19 protein-coding genes are annotated in these 21,999 nt (G+C 56.2%); 5 read left to right on the forward strand and 14 right to left on the reverse strand.

All coding sequences use genetic code 11. From position 1 onward, the window contains the following. Positions 1–5: 5 nt before the first annotated feature. The 11 genes from Q4G72_RS02985 to Q4G72_RS03035 form a co-directional block, all read right to left on the reverse strand. Complete coding sequence (locus Q4G72_RS02985) at positions 6–836, reverse strand: DUF1206 domain-containing protein (RefSeq protein ID WP_303309949.1); 831 nt, start codon at positions 834–836, stop codon at positions 6–8. Between the two features lie 163 nt (positions 837–999). After that, the gene (fucP, locus tag Q4G72_RS02990) at positions 1,000–2,274 is read right to left on the reverse strand and encodes an L-fucose:H+ symporter permease (protein WP_303309950.1); all 1,275 of its coding nucleotides are present in this window, start codon (positions 2,272–2,274) and stop codon (positions 1,000–1,002) included. Positions 2,275–2,346: 72 nt separating this feature from the next. Further along, the gene (locus Q4G72_RS02995) at positions 2,347–3,561 is read right to left on the reverse strand and encodes a glycoside hydrolase family 130 protein (protein WP_303309951.1); all 1,215 of its coding nucleotides are present in this window, start codon (positions 3,559–3,561) and stop codon (positions 2,347–2,349) included. Positions 3,562–3,641: 80 nt separating this feature from the next. After that, positions 3,642–4,739 carry a LamG-like jellyroll fold domain-containing protein gene (locus Q4G72_RS03000; RefSeq protein WP_303309952.1) on the reverse strand — a complete coding sequence of 366 codons (1,098 nt, stop codon included), beginning with the start codon at positions 4,737–4,739 and terminating at the stop codon, positions 3,642–3,644. Positions 4,740–4,814: 75 nt separating this feature from the next. Further along, positions 4,815–6,317 (reverse strand): RagB/SusD family nutrient uptake outer membrane protein, encoded by a 1,503-nt coding sequence (locus Q4G72_RS03005; RefSeq protein ID WP_303309953.1) that lies wholly within the window; start codon positions 6,315–6,317, stop codon positions 4,815–4,817. Positions 6,318–6,338: 21 nt separating this feature from the next. Then, complete coding sequence (locus Q4G72_RS03010) at positions 6,339–9,797, reverse strand: SusC/RagA family TonB-linked outer membrane protein (RefSeq protein ID WP_303309954.1); 3,459 nt, start codon at positions 9,795–9,797, stop codon at positions 6,339–6,341. A gap of 45 nt (positions 9,798–9,842) precedes the next feature. Then, complete coding sequence (locus Q4G72_RS03015) at positions 9,843–10,874, reverse strand: FecR family protein (protein ID WP_303309955.1); 1,032 nt, start codon at positions 10,872–10,874, stop codon at positions 9,843–9,845. 137 nt (positions 10,875–11,011) lie between these two features. Next, positions 11,012–11,584: an RNA polymerase sigma factor gene (locus Q4G72_RS03020; RefSeq protein ID WP_303309956.1), complete on the reverse strand. Its 573-nt coding sequence runs from the start codon at positions 11,582–11,584 to the stop codon at positions 11,012–11,014. Between the two features lie 198 nt (positions 11,585–11,782). Further along, positions 11,783–12,001: a CsbD family protein gene (locus Q4G72_RS03025; protein WP_303309957.1), complete on the reverse strand. Its 219-nt coding sequence runs from the start codon at positions 11,999–12,001 to the stop codon at positions 11,783–11,785. Positions 12,002–12,075: 74 nt separating this feature from the next. Beyond that, on the reverse strand, positions 12,076–12,666 hold the full coding sequence (locus Q4G72_RS03030) for a hypothetical protein (protein ID WP_303309958.1): 591 nt from the start codon (positions 12,664–12,666) through the stop codon (positions 12,076–12,078). 42 nt (positions 12,667–12,708) lie between these two features. Continuing rightward, positions 12,709–13,461, reverse strand: coding sequence for a hypothetical protein (locus Q4G72_RS03035; RefSeq protein WP_303309959.1), 753 nt, complete (start codon positions 13,459–13,461; stop codon positions 12,709–12,711). Positions 13,462–13,651: 190 nt separating this feature from the next. Here Q4G72_RS03035 and Q4G72_RS03040 point away from each other — a divergent pair, with 190 nt between their 5' ends. Continuing rightward, entirely contained in the window at positions 13,652–15,169 is a 1,518-nt protein-coding gene (locus Q4G72_RS03040) for a hypothetical protein (RefSeq protein ID WP_303309960.1), read from the forward strand. Between the two features lie 79 nt (positions 15,170–15,248). On the opposite strand, the gene Q4G72_RS03045 is transcribed toward Q4G72_RS03040, so the two are convergent. Beyond that, entirely contained in the window at positions 15,249–15,521 is a 273-nt protein-coding gene (locus tag Q4G72_RS03045) for a hypothetical protein (protein WP_303309961.1), read from the reverse strand. Between the two features lie 156 nt (positions 15,522–15,677). Between Q4G72_RS03045 and Q4G72_RS03050 the strand changes: the two genes are divergently transcribed. Beyond that, the gene (locus tag Q4G72_RS03050) at positions 15,678–16,124 is read left to right on the forward strand and encodes a DUF6799 domain-containing protein (RefSeq protein WP_303309962.1); all 447 of its coding nucleotides are present in this window, start codon (positions 15,678–15,680) and stop codon (positions 16,122–16,124) included. 26 nt (positions 16,125–16,150) lie between these two features. Here Q4G72_RS03050 and Q4G72_RS03055 read toward each other — a convergent pair whose 3' ends face one another. Beyond that, positions 16,151–17,986, reverse strand: a complete 1,836-nt coding sequence (locus Q4G72_RS03055) for a WG repeat-containing protein (RefSeq protein WP_303309963.1) — start codon at positions 17,984–17,986, stop codon at positions 16,151–16,153. A gap of 123 nt (positions 17,987–18,109) precedes the next feature. Here Q4G72_RS03055 and Q4G72_RS03060 point away from each other — a divergent pair, with 123 nt between their 5' ends. Together Q4G72_RS03060 and Q4G72_RS03065 are read left to right on the forward strand one after the other, a co-directional pair. Beyond that, a complete protein-coding gene (locus tag Q4G72_RS03060) occupies positions 18,110–18,511 on the forward strand; it encodes a hypothetical protein (RefSeq protein ID WP_303309964.1) in 402 nt (133 codons plus the stop codon). A gap of 130 nt (positions 18,512–18,641) precedes the next feature. Then, a complete protein-coding gene (locus tag Q4G72_RS03065) occupies positions 18,642–19,670 on the forward strand; it encodes a hypothetical protein (protein ID WP_303309965.1) in 1,029 nt (342 codons plus the stop codon). Positions 19,671–19,678: 8 nt separating this feature from the next. On the opposite strand, the gene Q4G72_RS03070 is transcribed toward Q4G72_RS03065, so the two are convergent. Then, complete coding sequence (locus tag Q4G72_RS03070; protein ID WP_303309966.1) at positions 19,679–20,230, reverse strand: RlpA-like double-psi beta-barrel domain-containing protein; 552 nt, start codon at positions 20,228–20,230, stop codon at positions 19,679–19,681. 501 nt (positions 20,231–20,731) lie between these two features. Between Q4G72_RS03070 and Q4G72_RS03075 the strand changes: the two genes are divergently transcribed. Further along, entirely contained in the window at positions 20,732–21,859 is a 1,128-nt protein-coding gene (locus Q4G72_RS03075) for an L-dopachrome tautomerase-related protein (RefSeq protein ID WP_303309967.1), read from the forward strand. The last annotated feature ends 140 nt before the right edge of the window (positions 21,860–21,999 follow it).

Consider the following 21,999-nt stretch of genomic DNA (forward strand, 5'->3'; position numbering starts at 1 on the left):
AAAAATTAGATGCCGTTCAGTATGGGGTACTTCGCCCGCACCAGCATGTAAATGCCATAGGCCATCAATCCCAACGCCACTACGGCCAGGGCCATAGGGCCCATGGCAGCCAGGAAATCAAAGGCTTCATCGGTAGTGCCCACAGCCGATGCCCGGTGCTGCCGGCCAGCCTGAATAAAGAAGTACCCTATAATGCCCAGCACAATACCCCGGGCCGTGTAGCCCAATTGTCCGGTACGATACACAATCTGCTGCTGATTGGACGGTAGGCCACTATCATTTACGTGCTTGCTGAAGGACCCCGAATAGGCCCGGTACACTTGGTAGAGACCGGTACCGATGATGATAAGCCCCATTATTATAATCAGCCAATCGCCTGCGGGCCAGTTCAGAACTTTGGCTACCAGGCCCTGTTGGGTGTTGCCGCCTTTATCGGCAGAGCCGTTTAGGGCCAGCTGGGCCGCAAACCAGGCTACGCCGGTATATACCAGACCACTGCTGGCATAGCCCAGCCGCCGGCCAAGGCCTTTAGGGTCGGAGCCTTTGTTTTCGGTATCGCGCACGGCTTGGGTAAAGCGCCAGATGATGTAGCCCAACAGCCCAAAGGCAATGAGGCCCAACAGCACCTGGCCTCCAGGTAAGGCTTGCAAAGTTTGTACGGCCTGTTCTTTATCCGCCGTTTTTCCGCCCTGCTGCCCGGTAGCCGCGAGGAGGGCCAAAAGACCCATTAGAATGTAAACTATTCCTTTGGCTGCAAAGCCAAAGCGGGCCAGCGCCCGGATGCCTGCCGAAGGCGAACCAGGGACAGCCGATGAAATTGTATTTGCGAGTGACATAAGAAAATAGGGAAAGGAGAGAATAGTCCTGCTTACGCTGAACCTCACCCAAATGATTACCGAAACAAAAGCGCCCCGCTATACCAATGCCGGTTAGCGGGGCGCTTTTACATGCCTTAAACAGGCCGGGAAACATGCTCCCAAGAACCGTGCAGAGAACAGACTACCGCAACCGGTAGAGCCGCGCCCCAAACAGCGCAATAAATGCGTAGCACACAATGGGCAGATAGTATGCCGCCGCTATATCGTGGTTAGCTACTTTGCCCATGAGGTAGGGAAACACGGCTCCGCCCGCCACGGCCATTACCATGATAGACGAAGCCTGCGGCGTGTGCCGGCCCAGGTCTTTAATGCCCAGGCTGAAAATGGTGGGAAACATGATGCTGAAGAAGAAGTTAATCAGCAGCAGTGCCCCGAACGACACCCAGCCCCAGCTCTGAGCCACCACCAGGCACATCAGCACGTTAGCTAACGCAAAGGCCATAAGCAGCTTATTAGGGGCTATGTAGCGCATCAGGAAGGTGCCCACAAATCGGCCCAGCATCATTAGCACCATGAACAGGGAAAAGTAGCCGGCCGCGGCCGCATCAGTCAGGTGCATTTTCTCTACCCCGTAGTTGATGAAGAAGGCCCAGGTGCCGCCCTGCGCCGCTACGTTGAGAAACTGCGCCAGCCAGGCCCACCGAAAGTGCGGGTGCTGAAACAGGGTTCTGGCCGCCGGTACTTCCTTCGCTGTGCCACTGTAGTAACCGGCCTCCGTTTCAGCCGGGGCTACGGGCGCAGCGTGGGCATCCTGCAGCGCAGGCACTTTGATAAACGAAAAGGCCACCGCAATGGCCAAAATGGCGCTGCCGATGCCTACATACAGCATCTTTACGGATGATAAGTCGCCATCTGTGTGCGGGCCGCTGAGGATGAAGTAGCTGCCTAGTAGCGGCCCCACCACGGCCCCCAGGCCATTAAACGACTGGGCAAAGTTCAGGCGCTGGTCGCTGGTGCGCTGGTCGCCGAGGGCGGCCATGAATGGATGCGCCACCGCCTCCAGCGTGGCCAGCCCGCAGGCCAGCACGAACAGAGCCCCCCGGAAGAAGCCGAACGAAGCTGCGTTGGCTGCCGGCACAAACAGGAAGGCGCCCAAAGCATAAAGTCCCAGCCCCAGTAATACGCCGTTTTTGTAGCCGAAGCGCTTCATGAACAGGCCCGCCGGAATGCCCATCACGGCGTATGCCCCGAAGATGGAGAACTGCACCAGCCCCGACTGCGCCTTGCTCACATTAAGCACGTTTTGAAAGTGCTTGTTCAGTACATCACCCATAGTAATGGCAATGGCCCAGAGCATGAACAACGATGAGACGAAAATCAGCGTCGGGATGTACTTTTTCTCGGTGAAAGGTACCGACTTATGGGCGCCAATGGCCGAATTAGCAACGGATTGCATGAGAAGGAAGGAAAAAGAACGCCAGGCCGTGCCAAGCAAAACCTGACGTTCTAATGGAAGAAATATAGGTGCCTACTCAACCGGCCGTGTGGCTACGGCAATTTTGGAGTCGGCCGTACCATAGTACATCAGCCACTTGTTCTGGAACCGTACCAGCCCTTCCAGGAACACCACCTGGTTTACCTGGCCGGTGGTTTCATAAGGCTTCTCGGGACGCATGAAGTAGTTGTCCAGGCGCTTGAGCAGCTTCGTGGGGTCGTTTTTATCGAACAGGGCCTGAGCAGCGGTGTACGTGCCCTCGGGCAGGCTCTTGTCGCCGATGGCGGGCACGTTGCGGCTGTTGTAAATCAGGCGGATGCCCTGATCCGTGAGCATGGCCGGCGGGCCGGATTCCACCAGGTCGCTGTCGAACTTGCCTTCGCGGGTAGGCAGGATAATTTTCAGCTCAGGCATGGTAGCCGCCTGGGCGCGCAGGGGTACCGGAGGCTTTTCGCCGGCCGCCATTTCAATGGGCGTCCAGTGGATAAGGTCATCTGAGGTAGCCAGCCATATTTGCGCATCGCCCCAGTACATCCAGTACTTGCCGTTGATTTTGGCGGCTACAATGCGCCCGTCGTTCTCGTAGCGCGACACGATGGAGCCTGACTTGGTCCACTTGTCTACATACTTACCGCCGGCGGCCTGGGTAAATACGTTGCCGTACTTGGTCCATTTCATCAGGTCTTTGGAGGTGGCAATGTGCAGGCGGGCCTTGTCGCCATCGTAGGCGGTGTAGGTCATGTAGTAGGTGCCTTGGTCGTCCTCCACCACGCGCGGATCCTCGGTGCCGCCGGGCCACTCCCAGCGTTTCTGGTCGTCGTAGGCCGGGTAGAGCACCGGCTCGGCCATGCGGGTAAAGTGCAGCCCATCGGTGCTGCTGGCCAGCCCGATGCGGGAGGTTTTACCTACCGGAAGCCGCACCATGTTCTCAGCCCGGTACAGCATGTACACTTTGCCGTCTTTCACCACCACGGCGGGGTTGAACACGTCCTTCTCTTCCCACATAATGGTCTGCTTCAGAATGGGGTCCTGAAACTTGCCCACCGTACTGGGGCCCATAATGGGGTTGATGCTGTCCACCTTGGCAAAGTTGAGCAAAGCCCAACTGTCGCCCACGATGGGTTGAGTACTGGTCTTATCAGAATCGGTGCGGTTACAGCTTACCAGGGCCGTCAGGGCCAGTCCGGTAGCTGCCAGGCGCCAGTTGAAGTCGAAAATAGTCATGCGGTTGGGGTAGAGGTGAGGCATGAGGGGATAAAAAATATCTCCCACTATTCCCGAAGCAGAAACAGTGGGAGATATGATGTTCGCTCACACAGGCTTCGCGCTTACAGCGAGTTTTCGATGGTGTAGATGGAGTTTACTTCCGCGTCGGTCAGCGCCCGGTTATAGATGCGGATATCATCCAGTGAGCCGATGAAAAAGCTCTGGCCGTAGAACTTGAAGTAGTCGGCGGCTTCACCAGCCGGAGCCGCACTGTCCCAGATGCTGTTAGGTAACTGCTGACCGATTACCAACGGAATAGGCTTCGGCGTAGCTTTCAGCGCTCCGGTAATGCCCGTCCAGGTTTTTACCAGCGCACCATTGATGTAGAATTTCATGGTGCCGTCTACGTACGACGATACCACGTGCGTCCAGGTAGCATCGGCCACTTCGCCCGATTCCGCGTCTTTGTCGGTAATGCCGGTAGTAGTAGCCACAGTCAGGAAAGGTTTGTTGGCTCCCTGCAGCTGGAACTTGTATCCCTGCCAGCGGTTCAAGGACACAATGTAGTTGTCGGCATTAGTGCCATTGCGCTTTACCCAGGCACTGATGGTAATAGCCTGCGGGTTGAGGGCGGCTTTGTAGGGCACCTCAATGTAAGCGCCTTTATCGAAGGCATAGGCCTGGTTGGGGCGGCCAAATCGGTCAGCTACCAGTACGGGTTGGGTAGTACCCATCATTTTCGTGGGCGTCGTAGTACTGGGGTCGTTGATGATGCCCGCCATGAGCGTGCCATTATTGCCATTCGCGGTAGCATCATTGGCGTTGCCTTCAAACTTCCACTGGGCTACCAGGTTAGCCGCCGATACTTCCTGCACCAGACTGTTCTGGAAGGTCTTGGCCGCCCGGCGCAGTGAGGCTTCAGCGGTATTTACCGTGGCCTGGGTAGCCGAGGCATCATTTTTAGTAGCAGTGGCCGCGTCAATAGCTGTTTTGAACGTGGCCTTGGAGCCAGTGCTGTAGTTGCCGGGCTTGGAGCCTTCCACAGCAGCATTGTGCACCGCCGTAGTAGAGTCAATTAAAGCCGAAAGCTTGGTTTTGTCGGCCGTGATGGTAGGCGTGTTGTCGTCATCATCATCCGAGCAGGAAGTGATGGACAGCGACAGAGCTCCGAACAGGAGCCAGCCAAAGAGCAGGGATAGGTAAAGCTTAGATTTGTTCATGGTGGGTATTGTTAAAAAGATGTGAGATAAAAGGAGAAGTGAAAGGGGAATTGGGCAAAAAGTGGTGTCGGAGGCCTACTCAAACAGGCGCTTATTAGTGTCCCGCTCGCTCTGCGGAATAGGATAGAAGCGGTGCTGGGTGTAATTGAAGTTGGGAATGGTTTTTAGGGCTTGGCTGGCATAGGCCTCGCCGTAGCGTACCACGTCGAAGAAGCGCTGAAACTCCAGGGCCATTTCCGAGCGCCGCTCCTGCCGGATAATATCGCGCAGCTGGGCCTGGTCGTTGGTGGTGATGTCGGGTAGCAGGCCCTCGGGAACCGTACCGGTGCCCTCCAGCTCAGGATCGTTCAGGTAGCTCTCGCGGGCCCGCTTGCGCACTTGGTTAAGGGCTGCCAGCGCAGCGGCGGGGTTGCCAGCCTCATTCGAAGCTTCGGCGTCAATGAGCAGCACCTCGGCGTAGCGAATGGTCTGGAAGTTCAGGTCGCCGTCGCCCTTCGTGCTGGCCGGAATTTCCGACAGCGGCTGCAGGTGTTTTTTCGAGAGGTACCCCGTCGTGCTCCAGTTCACATCAAAGGGCTCACCGAAAAACAGCTGTCCTTCCCGTCCAATAGAATAGTCAAGGCGGGGGTCCGGCGTACCATCCGGCGCCTTCTCAAAGTTGTCGACCAGACTTTGCGTGGGGTAGAAAAAGCCGTAGCCATTTTGCTGGCGCGGGGCAAACCACTGGTTGAGGCTATTGCCCTGCGCCGGACTCAGGCCGGAAGTATGCTGCACCGCGAAGATGGCTTCGGTGTTGTATTTAGTGGCCGCCCGGAAATTATCGGCAAATACCGGCAGCAGTTTGTAGCCCATGCCCTCTACCTGTTGGGCCGTTTGAGCAGCCAGGGCCCATTTCTGCTCATACAGATAGGTTTTGGCCAGCAGCGCCAGGGCAGCCCCCTTAGTCGCCCGGCCCTGGTCGGCGCCACTCCAGCTTTCCGGTAAATTACTGGCCGCCGCCTGGCAGTCGGCCTCTATCTGGGCGTAGATAACGGACTGGTCGCGGGCGGGGCTTTGCAGCTCAGCGGGCGTTTCCACCTTCAGGCGCAGCGGTATGCGGCCGTAAATGGTAGTAAGTTGAAAGTAATAGTAGGCCCGCAGAAACTGCGCCTGCCCTATAGCCTGCTGCCGCACCCCGGCACTTACGCGGGTGTTCGACTCGGGCAGGCCATCCAACACCACGTTGCAGCGGAACACGCCGTCGTAATAGCGCTTCCACAAGGCTTCCACGGCCGAGTTGATGGGCGTAATGTTGAACTGGTCAATGTTGTCGAAATCAGCCTGGTCGCCGGGGTTGCTGCCTTTCACGGCGTCATCGGAGGCCACGTCGCCCAGCACCCACAGCGGGTTAGAGGCCGCGTCGCGGAAAGACAGTGGCACGTAGGCAGCATTGACGGCCAGAATGGTATTGGCATCAGAAGTAAAGAAGGCACCGGCTTCGAACTGACCCAGTACAGGCTGATCCAGAAACTTCTCGCAGGCGGCCATGCTTAGGCCCAGTAGCGTGAGCAGGCTCAGGGTTATGCGCTTATTTTTCATAACGGTAACGGCTCGAAATTCTTAGAAACTGGCGTTGACGCCCAGCGTAAAGGTGCGCGCCGAGGGGTAGTTGCCCCAGTCGATGCCCACGGCCCGAACCCCCTCACCCAGCGAGTTGCTGTTGGTTCCCTGCTCAGGGTCGAGGCCAGTGTATTTCGTGAAAGTCAGCAGGTTCTGAACGCTGAGGTAAAGCCGAACCGACGACACCCGCATCGGCGTGAGCAGCTTTTCCCCGAAGGTGTAGCCCAACTGCAGGTTTTTCAGGCGCAGGTAGGAGCCATCTTCCAGGAAGCGGTCTGACGGCTGCTTGTTGTTGGAGGCGCCGGTCCATGACAGGCGCGGAAACTCGTTCGTGCTGCCTTCGCCGGTCCAGTAGTTGGTAGCGGCGCGCTCCGTCAGGTTGAAGGCGCGGTAAAAACCTTCGATGTCGGTGTTGACCTGGTTATACAGTTTGTTGCCATATACGCCCTGGAAAAACGCGCTCAAATCCAGGTTTCGGAAGCTAAGATTACCGGTCAGGCCGTACGTCAGCTTCGGAATAGGGCTACCCACAAAGGTGCGGTCGAACCCATCGATTACTCCATCAGGAGCACCGTCGGGGCCGCTCAGGTCCTTGAATTTTATGTCGCCGGGCTTGATGCCCGGGCCTTGGTAGGCGCTGGTGAATACCTCTTGGGTATTTTGAAAAATACCGTCGGTTTGCAACAGGTAAAACGAGCCGATAGGCTGACCTTCGGCCGTGAGCGTGGCGTAGTAGTTATTATCGATGCGGGCACCCACAATGGAAGGGGCTTCGCCCAGCGAAATCACCTCATTTTTCAGGGTGGCCAGGTTGCCGTTGAGACTGTATTTCCAGTCTTTGCCAACAGTGTTGCGGTAGCTGAGCTCTACTTCCAGGCCCTGATTGCGAATCTCGCCCACGTTGGCGGGCGGGTTGCCGCGGCCCCCGGCGCTGCTGGGCAGTGGCAGATTCAGCAGCACGCCGGTAGTGTTCTTGATGTAATAGTCAATCGACATTTGCAAGGCCCCGCGCAGCACGCCTACATCCAGGCCCACATCGGTCTGGGTGCTTCTTTCCCACTGAATGTTGGGGTTGCCTACGGAGGTAATCGTCAGCCCCTGAGTGGAAACGCCGCCGAAGGGATAGTAGCCCGCATTACCTACCAGTGAGGCGTAGGGGTAGTTGCCGATGGCCGAGTTGCCGAGCTGGCCCACGCTGGCCCGCAGCTTGAGCTGCGACAGAGCCGTTATGTTCTGCATGAAGGCCTCCTGTGCCAGATTCCAGCCCGCTGAGCCGGAGAAGAAGGTTTCGGCCCGCTGCCCCGGCAGAAACTGGGAGGAGGCGTCGCGCCGGTAGTTGAAGCTGGCCAGGTACCGCTGGTCATAGTCGTAGCCCAGGCGCCCGAAGGTGGACCAGAGCGAGGAGTGGGTCTCGTTGCCGCCATTCTGCTGCACGCCCGAACCTACGTCGAGGTACTGGAAGGGGCTGGACTGATCAACGTAGCCCCGCCGCGAGGCTGAAATTGCCCGCACGTTGTTTTTAATGGCCTCCGTACCCAGCAACACGTTAATGGTGCTCTTGCCTAGTGGGAGGTCGTAGGTGGCGGTGTTGGTCCAGTTATAGTTGAACTCGTTGCTGTTTGACTGCGCCAACTGGGGCGGCGAGTTGAAAGAACGGTCGATGCCGTAGGTTTTGAAAAACTGCTTGTAGTCGGTGATGCGGAACGTAATGCCGTAGTCTGACCGCACCCGCAGCCGCTCAATAGGAGTAAAGTCTACGTAGCCATTGCCCAGCAGCGCATAGGAGAAGAAGTTGCGGTCGGCGGCATCGGCCAGCGCCACTGGGTTAATACCGTCGCCGAAGAAGGCGGAAGCATTGGTACCATCCGCAAACTTAGGCAGGTCCACAAATTGTCCCTGGTCATTGTACACCGGGGTAGCCGGCGTGCGGAACAGCGCATAGCGCACAATGCTGGCGCCCGGGTTCCCGTCGCCAAACCCGTCGCCGGAGGAGCCCACCTGCCGGGTTTTGGTGTACGAGAGGTTGGCGTTGGTGCCTACCTTAAAGTACTTCGACAGGGTGCTGTTGATGCCCGTGCGCAGCCCGTAGCGGTCAAACGACGAATTCTTGATCAAGCCGTCCTGGGTCAGGTAGCTGCCTGATACAATGTACTGGGAGTTTTCGCCGCCGCCGCTCACGTCCAGCTGCACGTTATGCTGCCAGGCCGGCTCCAGCACCTCCCGTAGCCAGTCCACATCAGGCAGGGTGGCCGCCACAGCCGGCGAAATCTGGCCGCGCCCATCGTTCTGAGCGGCTTCATTAAAGGCCTTCACGTATTGCTCCGTGTTGGCCATTTTAATCAGGTTTGCCGGCGTCTGGAGTCCGGTATAGGCGTTCAGGCTCAGCCGCGGCTTGCCCGATTTGCCCCTTTTAGTGGTAATAATGACTACCCCGTTGGAAGCGCGGGCGCCGTAAATAGCCGCCGCCGCCGCATCCTTCAGGATGTTGATGCTTTCGATATCGTTAGGCGAAATCTGGTTGATGCCGTCTTTGGTGGGCACCCCATCAATGATGTAGAGTGGGTTGTTGTCGTTAATAGTACCTACGCCCCGGATGCGCACGGCAATGGCTTCGCCCGGCGCGCCCGTGGCTTGCGTTACGGCCACGCCCGCCGCCTTGCCCTGCATAATCTGAGCCACCCCCGTTACCGGCAAGGCGTTGATGTCCTGCTGGTTGATCTGAGACACGGCCACCGTTACGTTCTCTTTCTGCTGGGTAGTGTAGCCCAGCACCACCACTTCTTCCAGCGCCTTCACGTCGGTTTGCAGTGTGATGGTGAGTTGTGTGCGGCCCTGCAACGGAATTTCTTGGGTCACGAAGCCAATGGCCGAAACCACGAGGGTCGCGTCAGCATTGGGCAGTGTCAGGGTGAAGTTGCCGGCGTTATCAGTCTGGGTGCCGTTGGTGGAGCCTTTTACTACAATAGTTACCCCAGGGATGGGTGCGTTATCGGGGCCGCGAACCAAGCCCTTTACCGTTTCAATCAGCGACGCCAGGGAAGCGTCTATATCGTTTGTGGTATAGAATACTGGTTCTTTTGCAATCGATTGCAGCGAGGACCCGGAAGCTTTCGGCGCTGAGATGATGTACACATTGTGAGCCGTTTTCTCAATGCGTAACCCACTCATTGTGATGACATATACGAGCTTATCCTGCCAGGTATTAAACGTATGCCCTTCCAGGTTCACATACTTGTCCTTCACCAGCTCACTGCGATACAGGAAGAAAGCCTTGTGCGTAGCTTTCATGTCCGACAGGAAGCTTTCCAGCGAAATGCCACGGCTGGCCGCGGCCCGATTAGGCTGATCCTGGGGTGTTTTAAGCAGCGCTATCATAGGCGCCTGTGCTTGCGCGGTAGTGCTTAGACTACCAACCAGTACTAGTGGCAACAACTTGAGCGGGAAAGTAGAAAAGGCCATAGCGTGGGTATTGGATAGTGAGAGCGAAGCAGATACTTATAAAGCTTAGTCGAGCCAGACGTGCTGCCCCTCGCGGCGCACCTGTACATCCAGTGACTTACCTAGCGAATTGAGCAATACCTCCAAATCCTGATTGGGGACCGAGCCGGTCAGATTTTGCTGCAACAGGTTGGGGTTATTAACTGTCACCTGCAAGCCGTAACCATCGCGCAGTAATGCTACCACGTCGGCTACCGGCGTATCATTAAAGTCAAGATGCCCGCTGGTCCAGGCCGAATAAAAGTCGGCTTTCACAGCGCGCTTGGTAAGGGGGGCTTGGGGCCGGGCGGCATCGGTGCTCACCAGCTCGCCGGGCTTCATAAGCACCTGCTCAGTGTGGCCGGCTTGGTGGCGGCTTAGCTGAATCTGGCCAGTGCGCAGCACTACGTTGGTGTGGCCGGCCCAGTGGCGCACATTAAACTGGGTACCTAACACGGCTACATCTACAGGGCCGGCATGAACAGTAAACTTCACGTTAGATGGCGCCGTGGCCACGGTTTTTAAACGGGCGGGCGCGGTATGACGGACTATGAAATAGGCTTCGCCTTTTAGCCAGACTTCGCGGGCCTGGCCCGGGGCCCAATCACCGGAAAGCTTCAATTCCGAATTGCCATTCAGCACCACACGTGAGCCATCGGGCAGCAGCAATTGGCGCTGCTGGTGAGCCAGGGTATTGTACTGAAGGTTAGTAGGAGCCATGTAGCGCCAGAACCCTATACCTATCAGCAGCATGACCGAAAAGGCCGCTAATATTACCGGCCACCGGTGGCGCCGACTTACGCGCAGGACTGGTTTGGGCTGCAGATAGCGCCGGAATTTTGCCAGCTCCTCTTGCTTGAGTGCTTCGGATACCGGCTGCGGCCGACCTACTAACTGCCGTAGGATAGTCTGCGCTTCATGAAACTCGGCCGCTTTGCCGGGGTTTTCAATCAGCCACTGTTGCCAGAAAGACGTAGTGGCCACATCGTGCCCCAGCACGAATGCCTGAAACGATTCATCGGCCAGGAAGTCTTCGGTAGAGTAAGCGGTGTAATTCATGAGTAGAGGACAGAGCGACACGGGCGGTAGCTGGACCGTTAGGCTCCCTTTTGTCTCTATCACGGCACTCGGAGCCGTTTATACTCATGGATTGTGAATTTTATTTTCGTGCCCCGGCTTTTCGCCTACTTAGTTGCCTATCCGCCCAGCGCCCACGATACCTTCATCACCTTGCGAATAGCTTTTAAGGCATTGAAAACCAGGTTACGAACGGATTGTGTATTGAGCGACATCACCTCGGCAATACGCTCGTAGGGGAAGCCATCAAAAAAACGGAGGTACAGGGCCTCGCGCTGGCGGCTGGAGAGTTGATTAATGGCCGCCAGGAGTAATGCCTGTTGTTCCGCATCGGTTTGCTCGGCAATCAAAAACTCCTCATGGGAATACGTCACCTCAAATGAGTCAGCCGGCGCTGGGAACAGATAGCGCTGCTGCTTCAGCTGCTTGGTTTCATCAACCAAGTGGTGACGTAACGCCTTGAAGAGATATGCTTTAACAACCTGGATAGCCCGCACGCCCTCACGCCGGCGCCACAGCTTTTGAAACAGGTTCTGGATGCTGTCTTTCACCAGCTCTTCATCGCCCGTGAGTTTAAGGCCATAGTTGAACAGAGCTTCGTAGTGCAACTCAAAGAGAGCTGCCAGCGCGGCAGCTTCGCCGCTGCGGAAACGCTCCCAAAGCTGTGCACTATGCTGTTCGTCGGCCGTCATAAGAATAAAAGCGGGCGTACGCCAAACGTGTACTGCCGCCGCAGATGAGCTAAGGTAAAGTAATTACTGACTTGTACTAGCGGCTTCCCCAACAACGAAATAAGGTAGCTGATTTTGACAAATGGATTGGGTATAAATGCAACGTGGGCTGCCCCTAAATTTAGGAGCAGCCCGCGCTGGTAATACAAGCGTTACTAATTAGAACGTGCGCTGAAACCAGGACTTGATATCACTCAGGGTTTCGCCGGTTTTCTCCTGCATCCGCCCAAACCATTCGTCCTGCTGACCTTCCTGGTAGTCCAGGTCGTCGTCGGTGAGTTGGCCCCACTTCTGTTTAGCCTGGCCTTTAATTTCATTCCAGTTGCCGCGGGCACGTAGCTCAGTATTATCCGGTATGTTATTACGATTAACGTCCATGACTCAAGGAGATTTAGTGGAAAAGCGAAGGTGCTTTCTCCCTTTACGACCTTTTTACAGAGGTGGTTGAGTTTTTAATGCCACTGGCTAAAGAGAATAAGCACGGCTACGGTAGCTGTTACCACGGCTGCACCTGCGCCTACTCCAAAGCCAGCCGCCGCTTTGCCCAGCTTTTTATTTTGGGCCTGTTTCTGATAGCCGCGCACATAATCCGGGTTTTGCAGTAGCTCAGGGCGGGAAGGAATCAGATTTTTGGCCCTAGGCGGTGTGGCCGCAATAGCCGCTCCGGTAGCAATACCGCCCACCCCATAGGCACTGGCAGTTACAAATGTAGCCGCAAACGTACCCCAGAAGGCGCCTTTGGCTTTAAACAGCTGGCGGGCATCGGTACGGCCCAGCTGCTCGGCCTGCGCGGGCGTGAGAGCCAGTGCCGTTGTGGTAGAGGTTTGTTTGGTTAGTACTTCCTTGGTGCCGTTGGCATACCGGATGAGAAACACATCGGCGGCCGGCATTTGCAGGGTATCAGTCCCAGTCATGTATACTACTTGGTCGGGCGTTATGCGCACCACTTTGGCCGGTACTTCCTCGCCGGAAGTGCGCAGAATGACGTCCTGCGCCTGACTCAGGGCTGGCAGCAGCAGTAAAAGGAATAAAAAGTACCGCATATGAAAATGGGTTGAAAGGCAGATGGATAAGAACTTGGGGAGCTAGCGCCGCCGCGAATTAAAGCCAAACAGCAGGCTGAAGCGGGCCCCGCCATTGCCGGGTACTACCGCAAAGTTGACCGGGAAATTTACTCCGTAGGCCTGGAAAGAAGTACCAATGGCCAGCGCAATATTGGCACTTACGGGCGTGAGGTTGGGCCCAATGCCAAACTCAAATCCGTTCTTACCCCGGATGCCAATCAGGCCATTCACGCTGGGAATAAACTTGCCCTGCTCCAGACCCCCAATCAGGGGCACAAATTCAAACAGGCCGGAGGTGCCGTTGGGCAGGCGGAAAATGCGCGTTTCAAACTGCCACCCAAACTGGGTGATGAAAGGGTTGAGACTAAACTGGTCCTTGGCTTTATCTACCACAGCGCCCGATAGTATTGTAAAGCCAAGGCGGGGGCCACTTAAGTGAATAGGATCAAAGGCCGGATCTGCGTCGCCGGGTACCACGGAGCCATCGGTGGGCATTATCGGTCGGCCGGCAGCGGGTTGTTGGGTTTGAGGCTGTTGCGGCGTAATAATTTCCTTGGAGCCGTTGGCATAGCGAATCATGAATACCTCTGATTTGTATACCGAAATCAGCGGCCCTTCCGGGTTATCGAAGCGCTTGTAGGTGATAAGGGTAGGAGTTATCTCCATTACTTTCACTTGTACTTCTTCGCCGTTTTGCTTTACCAGCAGATCCTGTGCTTGCGCTATGCCGCTCAGAAGCAGTAGCCAGAATAAAAAAAGTAGGTGCTTTCCCATAGGTGGTGTGGTTCAAAAGATTTTTCTGAGTTAAAGCTGAACTTATTAATGATAGGGCGCAAGACAATATGTGTCGTTTACTGACTTTTTTAAATAACAATATTCGAATTATAATCTTGTAAATGAGATACTTATATTTATTTATTCAGACTTTATAAATGTGCATATTTGATGCCTATACTTTCCTGTTATGGATGATCTGCGCACGGCGCTGCTAGCCCTACCCTTAGAAGAGCGAAAAGACTTCCTGCAATTCTTGCATCGGCAGGGTCGCAAAAGCAAAGGCCGCATGGATGTGCGGCTCGGCGAGCTGCTGCTGCACAAAAAAGAATACACCACCGAAGAGCTACTGCCGCTCCTATATCCGGAGGAGCCCAACGCAGTGGCATATTATGCCCTGCGCAAGCGTCTGCTCCGGCATTTCACTGATTATCTGGTCCTGCGCCAGCTGCAGCAGGACCCCACTACAGCGGCTACCGGGCGCGGACTGCTACAGCTGGCCCAGTACCTTTTTGAAACCGGCGTGCCCCGGCTGGCCTGGGCTACGGTGCGCAAAGCTGAGAAGCTGGCCCTCGCCAACGACCAGTATGAGCTGCTGAACTCGGTGTTTAACCTGCAGATTGCGCACGCCCACAGCGAGTACGCCGACGACCTGGCCAGCATCATTCGTCGCCGCAATCTGAACAAGAAAGCCGCCGACGAAGAAGAGCGTGCCGCCATTGCCAGCAGCCTGATTCGCCAGCGCCTGCTGGAAGCCCGCGCCCTGGGCCGCAACGCCGCCTTCGATACTATTGCGCACGAGGTGCTGCGCGAGTATGATTTGCTGGAAGCCTTTGCCCGCCGTCCGTCGCTGCTTTATCAGCTGTTGTCTATTGCCCGCAATACCATGCTGGCCCGCCGCGACTTCGCTTCCTTCGAGCCATTTATTATTCGGTGCTACCACCTCATGGAAAAGCGCCACGGGTTTGCGCCCGCCCACCGCTACTATCAACTGGGTTTGCTATACATGATAGCGCACGCGCTGTACCGAAACCGGCATTTCCAGCGCTCCATGGAATACCTGGAAACTCTGCGCCAAACGCTGGCCGACGGCCCCCGCAGCCTGCACGCTGAGTATTACCCGCGCTATATTGCCCTGTTGGCGGCCAACCAAGCCTTTCTGCGCCGCAATGCCGACAGCATCCGGCTGCTGGAAAGCATGCTGCGGGGAGCCACTACGGCCATGCGGCTACAGGATCAATTAACCATTCGGCTGGGGCTGGGCTTCCACTATTTTGCCGAAGGGCGCTACGCCAAAACCAACCAGGTACTGCTGGCCATTGGCCGCTCCGACCAGTGGTGTGAGCAAAAGATGGGTGTGGAATGGACGCTGAACAAAAGTATGGGTGAGATGCTGGTGCAGCTGGAGCTGGGTAATCCTGATCTGGCCCTGAACCGGCTGCGGGCCATTGAGCGCAACGTACGGGAGCGGTTTGGCGAATCCGGGGCCTACCAGTATATTCTGAGCTACCTGGCGCTGGTACGGGAAATTATTGATGACCCTGAAGTGGCCACGCGCCCGGCCTTTGCGGAGCGAGTGGCCCAGATGCCCCGCTTCTTGCCCCTGGAGCGGGAAGACCTGCAGGCCCTCAGCTTTTATGCCTGGCTGAAAGCCCGCACGCTGTCCAAACCTTACTATGAAGTATTGCTGGCCCTAGCCGGAGCGTAGTCAGGCCAACAAAAAAGGCCCTTTGCACGTGGCAAAGGACCTTTTCGAAGTACTATCACCCGTTTGGGGGTGGAGGTAGTTAGTTTTTAACTTCTTCTTTAGTGGCAGCAGCAGCTTCGTTAGCAGCCTGCTCCGTGGTAGTAGCAGCCTTTTCGCCGGCAGCTTCTACGTTTTGGCCAGCACCTTCAACGGCGTCGTCAGCCACAACAACAGCGGTATCAGCCGCCATTTCAGTGTTAGCGGCAGCGTTATCTACCGTGTTTTCAGCTTGCTGCTCTTCGGTTTTGGTGCAGGAAGTAGCCAGCGCGGCGAAAGCAACGGCAACCAGGGCAGATTTCAGAGAGAATTTCATGGCAATGAAGTTTAGTCAGTTGGAAATGTTGCCCTTAATCAGGCGGGTGCAGAAAGGTAACCCGCCTGCTCTGGGCTGGCCCCGTATTTGTTTGGAGGCCGGGCAACGCCAGCCGGCTGGCAGGCGTAGGTCTGGTTTCGACTTCTTTTGCCTTCTATGCCTGTAGTTCGTTTTTGCCTCTTTGCTTTCCTGCTCCTTCGTTTTTCGTTTGCCCAGGCACAATCTGCCAATGATGGTTTTGTGCGCCGCGACGGCACCATGTACGTGGTGCGTAATGGCGTAGAGCGGCCCATGTCCCAGGATGTACACCTGCCGAATGGCCGCACCGTCAGCCGGGATGGGTTTATTGTAGAGCGCGACGGCCGCCATACTGCCCTGGCCGAAGGGCAGGGCTGCACCCTATTGGGCGCAGTGGCAACAGTGCGCACCGCTGCCGATGGACGGGTAGCATTTACTTCAGCGGCCCGCAGTACCTCTACCGGCGGCGTCTCAGCTAAGCAGATAAGCGGGCAGCGCTGGGTGCAGTATGGCCCCCGCGGCAAAGCCAAAGGCCATAAAAAGAAAGGCAAGCAGAAAGGCTGGAAGCACCGCGACGATGATTAGCCAAAGAGCATAACGGTGCGGGCTGCTTAGTTTTCTATAGGGTCACCGTCAGCATCAATAAAGAACGTTTTGCCACCCTGCGTTACCCGGGCCTTGCCATCTATAAAGTCGCTGGCCTGGGAGTAGCGGCCAAAGGGCTCAGTGCCCTGGTCGGGGTGGCTGAGGTAGCTTGGGGTAATGAAAGTATACTCGCCGTTTATTTTTACGCGCGCTACCCCTTTATGAAAGGAATAGGCCTCCTGAAAAACGGGTGGCGGCGTTTCAGTTTCCTCGGGCCCGGTGATGTAAAACCAGCCCCGCTGGTTTAGTACGGCGGCCCGGCCTTCGCTGAAATCCAGGGCATTGTAGAAATACTGCGGAAATTCCTGACCGTCTTCATCCACAAAGGTATACAGCTCACCAATGCGGACCCGCGCGTAGCCATCAGCATAGGGTTTTAAGGCATCGTAGGCGGGGGGCAGCACTTCGTCCCCATCCGCATCGATAAATCCATAAGCGCCCTCCTTCTTTACTAAGGCATTTCCATTGTCATCAAACTCACTGACGGAAGTATAACGCGCTGGTATCACCAAATCCCCATCGGCATCGGCATAGCCCCATAAACCATCTTTTTGAAAGGGGTGAGGGGCATCAGCAGAGAAGTGGCTGACTCCCCAAAACACAAGCCCCAGGGCGGCCGCTCCGGCCGCCACCATGCCCAGCCCGGGGAGGCGCTGGCGCCAGGCCCGCACCCGTCGGAACCCCGGCCTTAGTATGCCTTTTAGCTGGGTGGTGGCCGACTGGCGCTGCATCTGCTCTTCTAACTGCCGGATTTTAGCATCCAGCGCCTGATTACGGGCCGCCGATTCTGCCTGCGATGCCCGAATGGCTTCTTCCAGCGCTTCCTTTTCCTGGCTTTCCGCGGCCAGCTGCTGGCGTAGGGTAGTGGCCTCCGGCGCAATGGCTGGTGCCTGGGCCAGCTGGGCACGAAGCTGGGCTATGCTTTGTTCCCGCTCGGCGTCGCGGGCTTCCATGGCCTGTAGCTGCCGGGCCAGCTCGGCCTGCATAGTAGCGCGTAACTGCTCCAGCTCTTGCTTTTCCTGCAAATGATTCTGGCCCGCTGTAGTTGGGTAGGCGCTGCGGTCTACATCCTCAATATCATCGGCGCCCAGCCAGCGCCAGAGCTGCGCGGCTTTTTCCCGGAAAAAGTCGCCGGCGTTTTCGGGGGCAGCAGGCGCTGGTTCCGCTTCATACTCGGGTGTGTTCTGTAATGGCTCCTCCGTCTCTGTTGGCTGGCTGGCTGTTGGTGCTGCGCCCAGCGTTTGAGCCAGGTGGCTTAAATCAGTAACAGACAGGTCTATTTCAGGGGTAGCCAGCTGGCTTAGGCGGCGGGTAAAACGGGCAGGGTCAGCAAGCAGATGGAAGCTACTGGTGCCCGGCACGGCACTCATGCCGGCTTCTACCGCCGGGGCAAAAGTCACCGGCTCGCCAAACAGTAGCAGGCCGCTGGTAAAGTTCAGGTTTGCCTGCTCGGCCGTCAGCTGGGGCCGCAGGAACTCAGCTAACGCTGCCTTTTGCTGCTGAAAGGCCTGATAGGGATTGGCCGCCTGCTGAAACGGCATGGGGCTGCCCGCCAGCTGCCAGGGAGCAGCCGCAAAGTCCGTGAGGGTGAGGTGGCCGCCCCGTGGCTCCAGAAGCAGAATGACAACGGCATGCGGGCGGATAAGCACTGCGTCCAGCACCAGCCCATTGCCTGCGGGCAGCCGCCCCAGGAGCAAGGTGTGGGGGGCGCTAGCCTCGGCCTGTAAGGCATCCCGCACTGCGGCATACTGCGCTTGTTGGGCGGGGGTAGGAAAATCAGAAAAAAGTACTTCGTAGAACATAAGAGCAATAAGCGGCGCGGGGCCCGGGCGCTTGTACGAAAAGAGGGCGGGCAGGGTGCCTTAACTTTTCCGGTGGCAATCAAGTATATGCCAGCACTACCTCGGCTTTTTTCGTTTCATTTTATGGATTCCATCACCCCCACTCCCCAGTCTACGCCTACCCCCACGGTACCCCTGGAAGTAAGCGACGAACAAAACTCCGCTTTGGTCGAGGATACCCTCACCCTGCTTAACGATGGTGTTCCCAGCCTGCAAAACAAGCATGGCCTGTCGGAAATCGGTCGTTGGGAGGAAGTGTTGCGGGCCAGCGGCCGCCCCGGCTTGGCCAAAATTACGCAGGAAATGACGGCCCTGCGCGAACAGCTCAGCCAGGAAACCCCCGATACCCATACGCTGGCCGAAATACTGGCCAGTCTGGGCAATGAGACCATTAAGGTGGCGGAAGAGGCTTCCAATGGCTACACTGCCGCCCTCACGCATTTGGGCAAGATACTCATCAAGTTAGGCTCCACATTGTCGCGCTAGCGGCCACCTGTAGCTCTTTACTTTATGTCAGAACGCCCGGCCATGCAATGGCCGGGCGTTCTGTTGTAGTGGGGTTTGTGCCGAAGCTTGCGCGGCGGCCTTACCTTTGCGGCCTATTTAGTTCTAACCTATGGCTACCGCTCCCGACCTGACCCTCTACGACCCGTTTGATAGTATGCGCTTTGGCCCGCACCTGTGCTTTTTGTGCGGCGCGGCCGTAACGCCTCCGCAGGATACCGTGCCGGTTTTTGCCGAGTGGCTGATGGACCGCTACGACCTGCGCGCCCGGCAGATGCGCTTGCTGGATCAAAGCATCGTGACGTATGAGGAACTGCAGATACCCTGCTGCCCCACCTGCCGCCAGCAGCATGTAGAACCCTTGGAAGCTACTATTGCGGCGGCCACAGAAGCAGGCCTCGAAGGTTTGCGTGCCCTGCCTGAAAAAACAGTTTTCCTGTGGCTGGGTAAGATGTTTTACGGCATCCTGATTAAGGAACTGCTGACGGAACAGGCACCCCTCATCAAGCCCCAATACCCGCTGGCAGAAAATGCCCAGATGCTCCTGCGCTTTCAGGCTTTCTTCCAGGTATTTCAGGCCTTGCGCGTGCCCATAGAGTTTGAGGATTTTACGCCCAGCACTTTGTTTATTCTGGAAGTAGCACCTGCGGAAGATACCATTGCTTTTGAGTACGATGATGACCTGACCACTATGGTCTTCAGCCTGAAGCTCAACAACACGGTGCTGGTAGCCTGCCTGCTGGACAATGGCATTATCCGGCAGGCCATGCGTCAGGTATACGCCGATGCGCAGGCGCGCCCATTGCACCCGGTGCAGATAGCCGAATTCAAGGCCCGCGTGTACTACGCTGCCTATCTATTCAATGTAGTCCCCGATTATTACCCGCGCACCATACAGCCCGGCGACAGCCAGATAGTGTATGACACCCTCATCGATGATATAACGCGGGAAATCTTTAATCCCTGGGAAAATTCAGGGTATGCACAGTCGTTGCTGGAGATGTGGAAGCGGTGGCAGATTCCGCTCACCGATATTATGCGCGACCCGGCTCAGCCCCTGAGCCTTCTGTACAACGCAGTGGGTAAGCCCCGCACCATCACGACCTTCCCGGCAGAATGGCCGGGTTATGCTAATGAATAGATAAACTATTAGCCTTCGTTCCAGGCTTCGGAAGCCGAAACTTTGGTGATGCGCACGCCTTTCCACAAACCGAAGTCGTCGCGGGTCATCCGGCCGCGGATTTCCCGCGCATTCACCAGCACGTCAATACAGTGGCGGTGGCGGCGGTTCATGGTGTCGTGAATGACGTAAACCCCATCCAGCTCATCGGAAATACCCGATACCTGTACCTGGTCGCCGTACTTCAGCGGTCCGCCCCAGTGTTTCAGCAAGTCCCGGGAAACGGCTACCCAGCGGGTTTTGCTGGAGTGGTTGCGCGGAATGCGCGAGTTGTCAGCGGTGATAAACGGCTCAGAATCAGTCTGACGTACATCCGGAGTGTACACGGTGGCCGTCACCGTATAATGAGGCAGCCGTTTGGGCAGAGTGGCAGAATAGCTGCCTGGTTGAAGGGTTACCGCACGGGGTGTAATAACCGGCGGCGCAACGATGGTGTAAGTGGCCGAATGGTTCGGCGAAGGGGGGAGCAGAGCAGTTTGGGGGGCGAAGATGAGGTTTAGCAGAAATAGAGCAATAGACATGGCGTTTGAGTTTGTGGACTTCCACTTAAGCCAGGAAGTATAAGCTTCGTCCAAATTTGACAACCCTGCTTGAGGCAAGGAGCGTACCCGGAGAACGAGGTAAAGGTTACACTTTTTTTTAGTTAAGTGCCTTTAAGGTATAATTTCTATATTGATTTCAATTTATTATTATGTTTTAACAAGATATTCAGTAATAAATTGCAAGCCGAAGATGCTATACCGTACGGCGCTGCTGCTACGATAGAGACGAGGTTTGAACTATATAATACAATTTCGCTCTTTTTTTAGTGCCAATATTTTACACCTAATTCTGGCCCGGGAAACCTCTGTTTTTATGCAGCGCTGCCGAACACCAGTCTTATTAGCGCGTAGGAAACAATCAGTTAGGTTCCCATGAGTAAGCCCTCAAAATAAGCCTGATTCTACCTTCTTATATGAAGGTATAGCGGCGCTACACAGCTGCCCCAGTGCTTAGGAGCCCTTTTTCGTTGATGTTCTCTGATGAAGCACTTCTTAATTCCTTCGCTGACTACCGCCACCATGCTGGGCATGCTGCTGGCTGGTTGTCAGTCTGGCACGAATGAAGCCGGCCGCACTGCCCAGGCGCCTGCCGATAGCACCACTGTTACTACTACCAGTACGGCCCCAGGCGTGGTACTGGAACTGGTAGCCCAGCACGACCGACAATGGACCGGCATTACCATTGCGCCCAACGGCCGCCGCTTCGTCAACTTTCCCCGTTGGTCAGCTGATGTGCCCGTTTCCGTAGCCGAGCTGTTGCCTGATGGCACTGCCAAGCCCTGGCCTGATGCGGCCCGCAATGCCTGGAAGCCCGGCTCCTCACCGGATGAGAAGTTCAGCTGTGTGCAAAGCGTGGTAGCCGACAGCAAAAACCGCCTGTGGGTGGTAGACCCTAATAATCCCGAGTTTAAGGGCGTGCTACCAGCAGGCCCTCGGCTGCACGTGTTTGAGGTGGCCAGCGGCCGCCTGCTGCGAACCTATAAATTCCCAGCCAGTACCTGGAACAAGCAATCCTATCTGAATGATGTGCGCATTGATGTGGCTCATAACGTAGCTTACCTGACCGATTCCGGTTCGGGCGCGCTGCTGGCGGTAGAGTTAGGCTCCGGCCAGGTGCATCGGCAACTGGCGAATGACTCAGTTACTAAACCCAACCTGCCCTACCTTACTTTCAATGGGAAGAAATGGACCAGGCAAGTACATTCCGACGGCATTGAGCTAAGCGCCAGCGGTGATACACTGTACTTCTCTGTCCTCACCGGTGAGAAGCTTTTCCGCGTGCCTACGCGCCTGCTGCGCCGCAACACCCCTGCCGATAGCCTTCATGCGGCCGTACAAACCATAGCCACCATTGGCCCGGCTGATGGGCTGTGGCGCACGCGGGACGGCCGTATCTGGTCTGGTGGCCTGACTACAAATGCTATTAGGGTAACGGAGCCCCGCACCGGGCAGGTATTTGATGTAGTGAAGGATGCCCGCATCCGTTGGGCCGATACGTTTGCGGAGGATGCCAATGGGTATATCTACTTTACCACTTCCCAGCTACAATATGAACCAGCTGAAAGGGGGAAGTATGAAATTTACCGCTTCCACCCGCAAGGGAAATAATAATGGAAGGGTAAGCTAACAAGCCAGGTAAAATATCGTTTGCCTCAGGCAATAGGCATGCTACTGCTTTGCTTTTGATAGATTGCCATATCCTATAAGGTTAGGCGAAGCTCTCCCAAAAATCATTTGCTTGATTAACA

The sequence above is a fragment of the Hymenobacter sp. BT730 genome, from assembly GCF_030542105.1.
In the GTDB taxonomy this organism is placed as follows: domain Bacteria; phylum Bacteroidota; class Bacteroidia; order Cytophagales; family Hymenobacteraceae; genus Hymenobacter.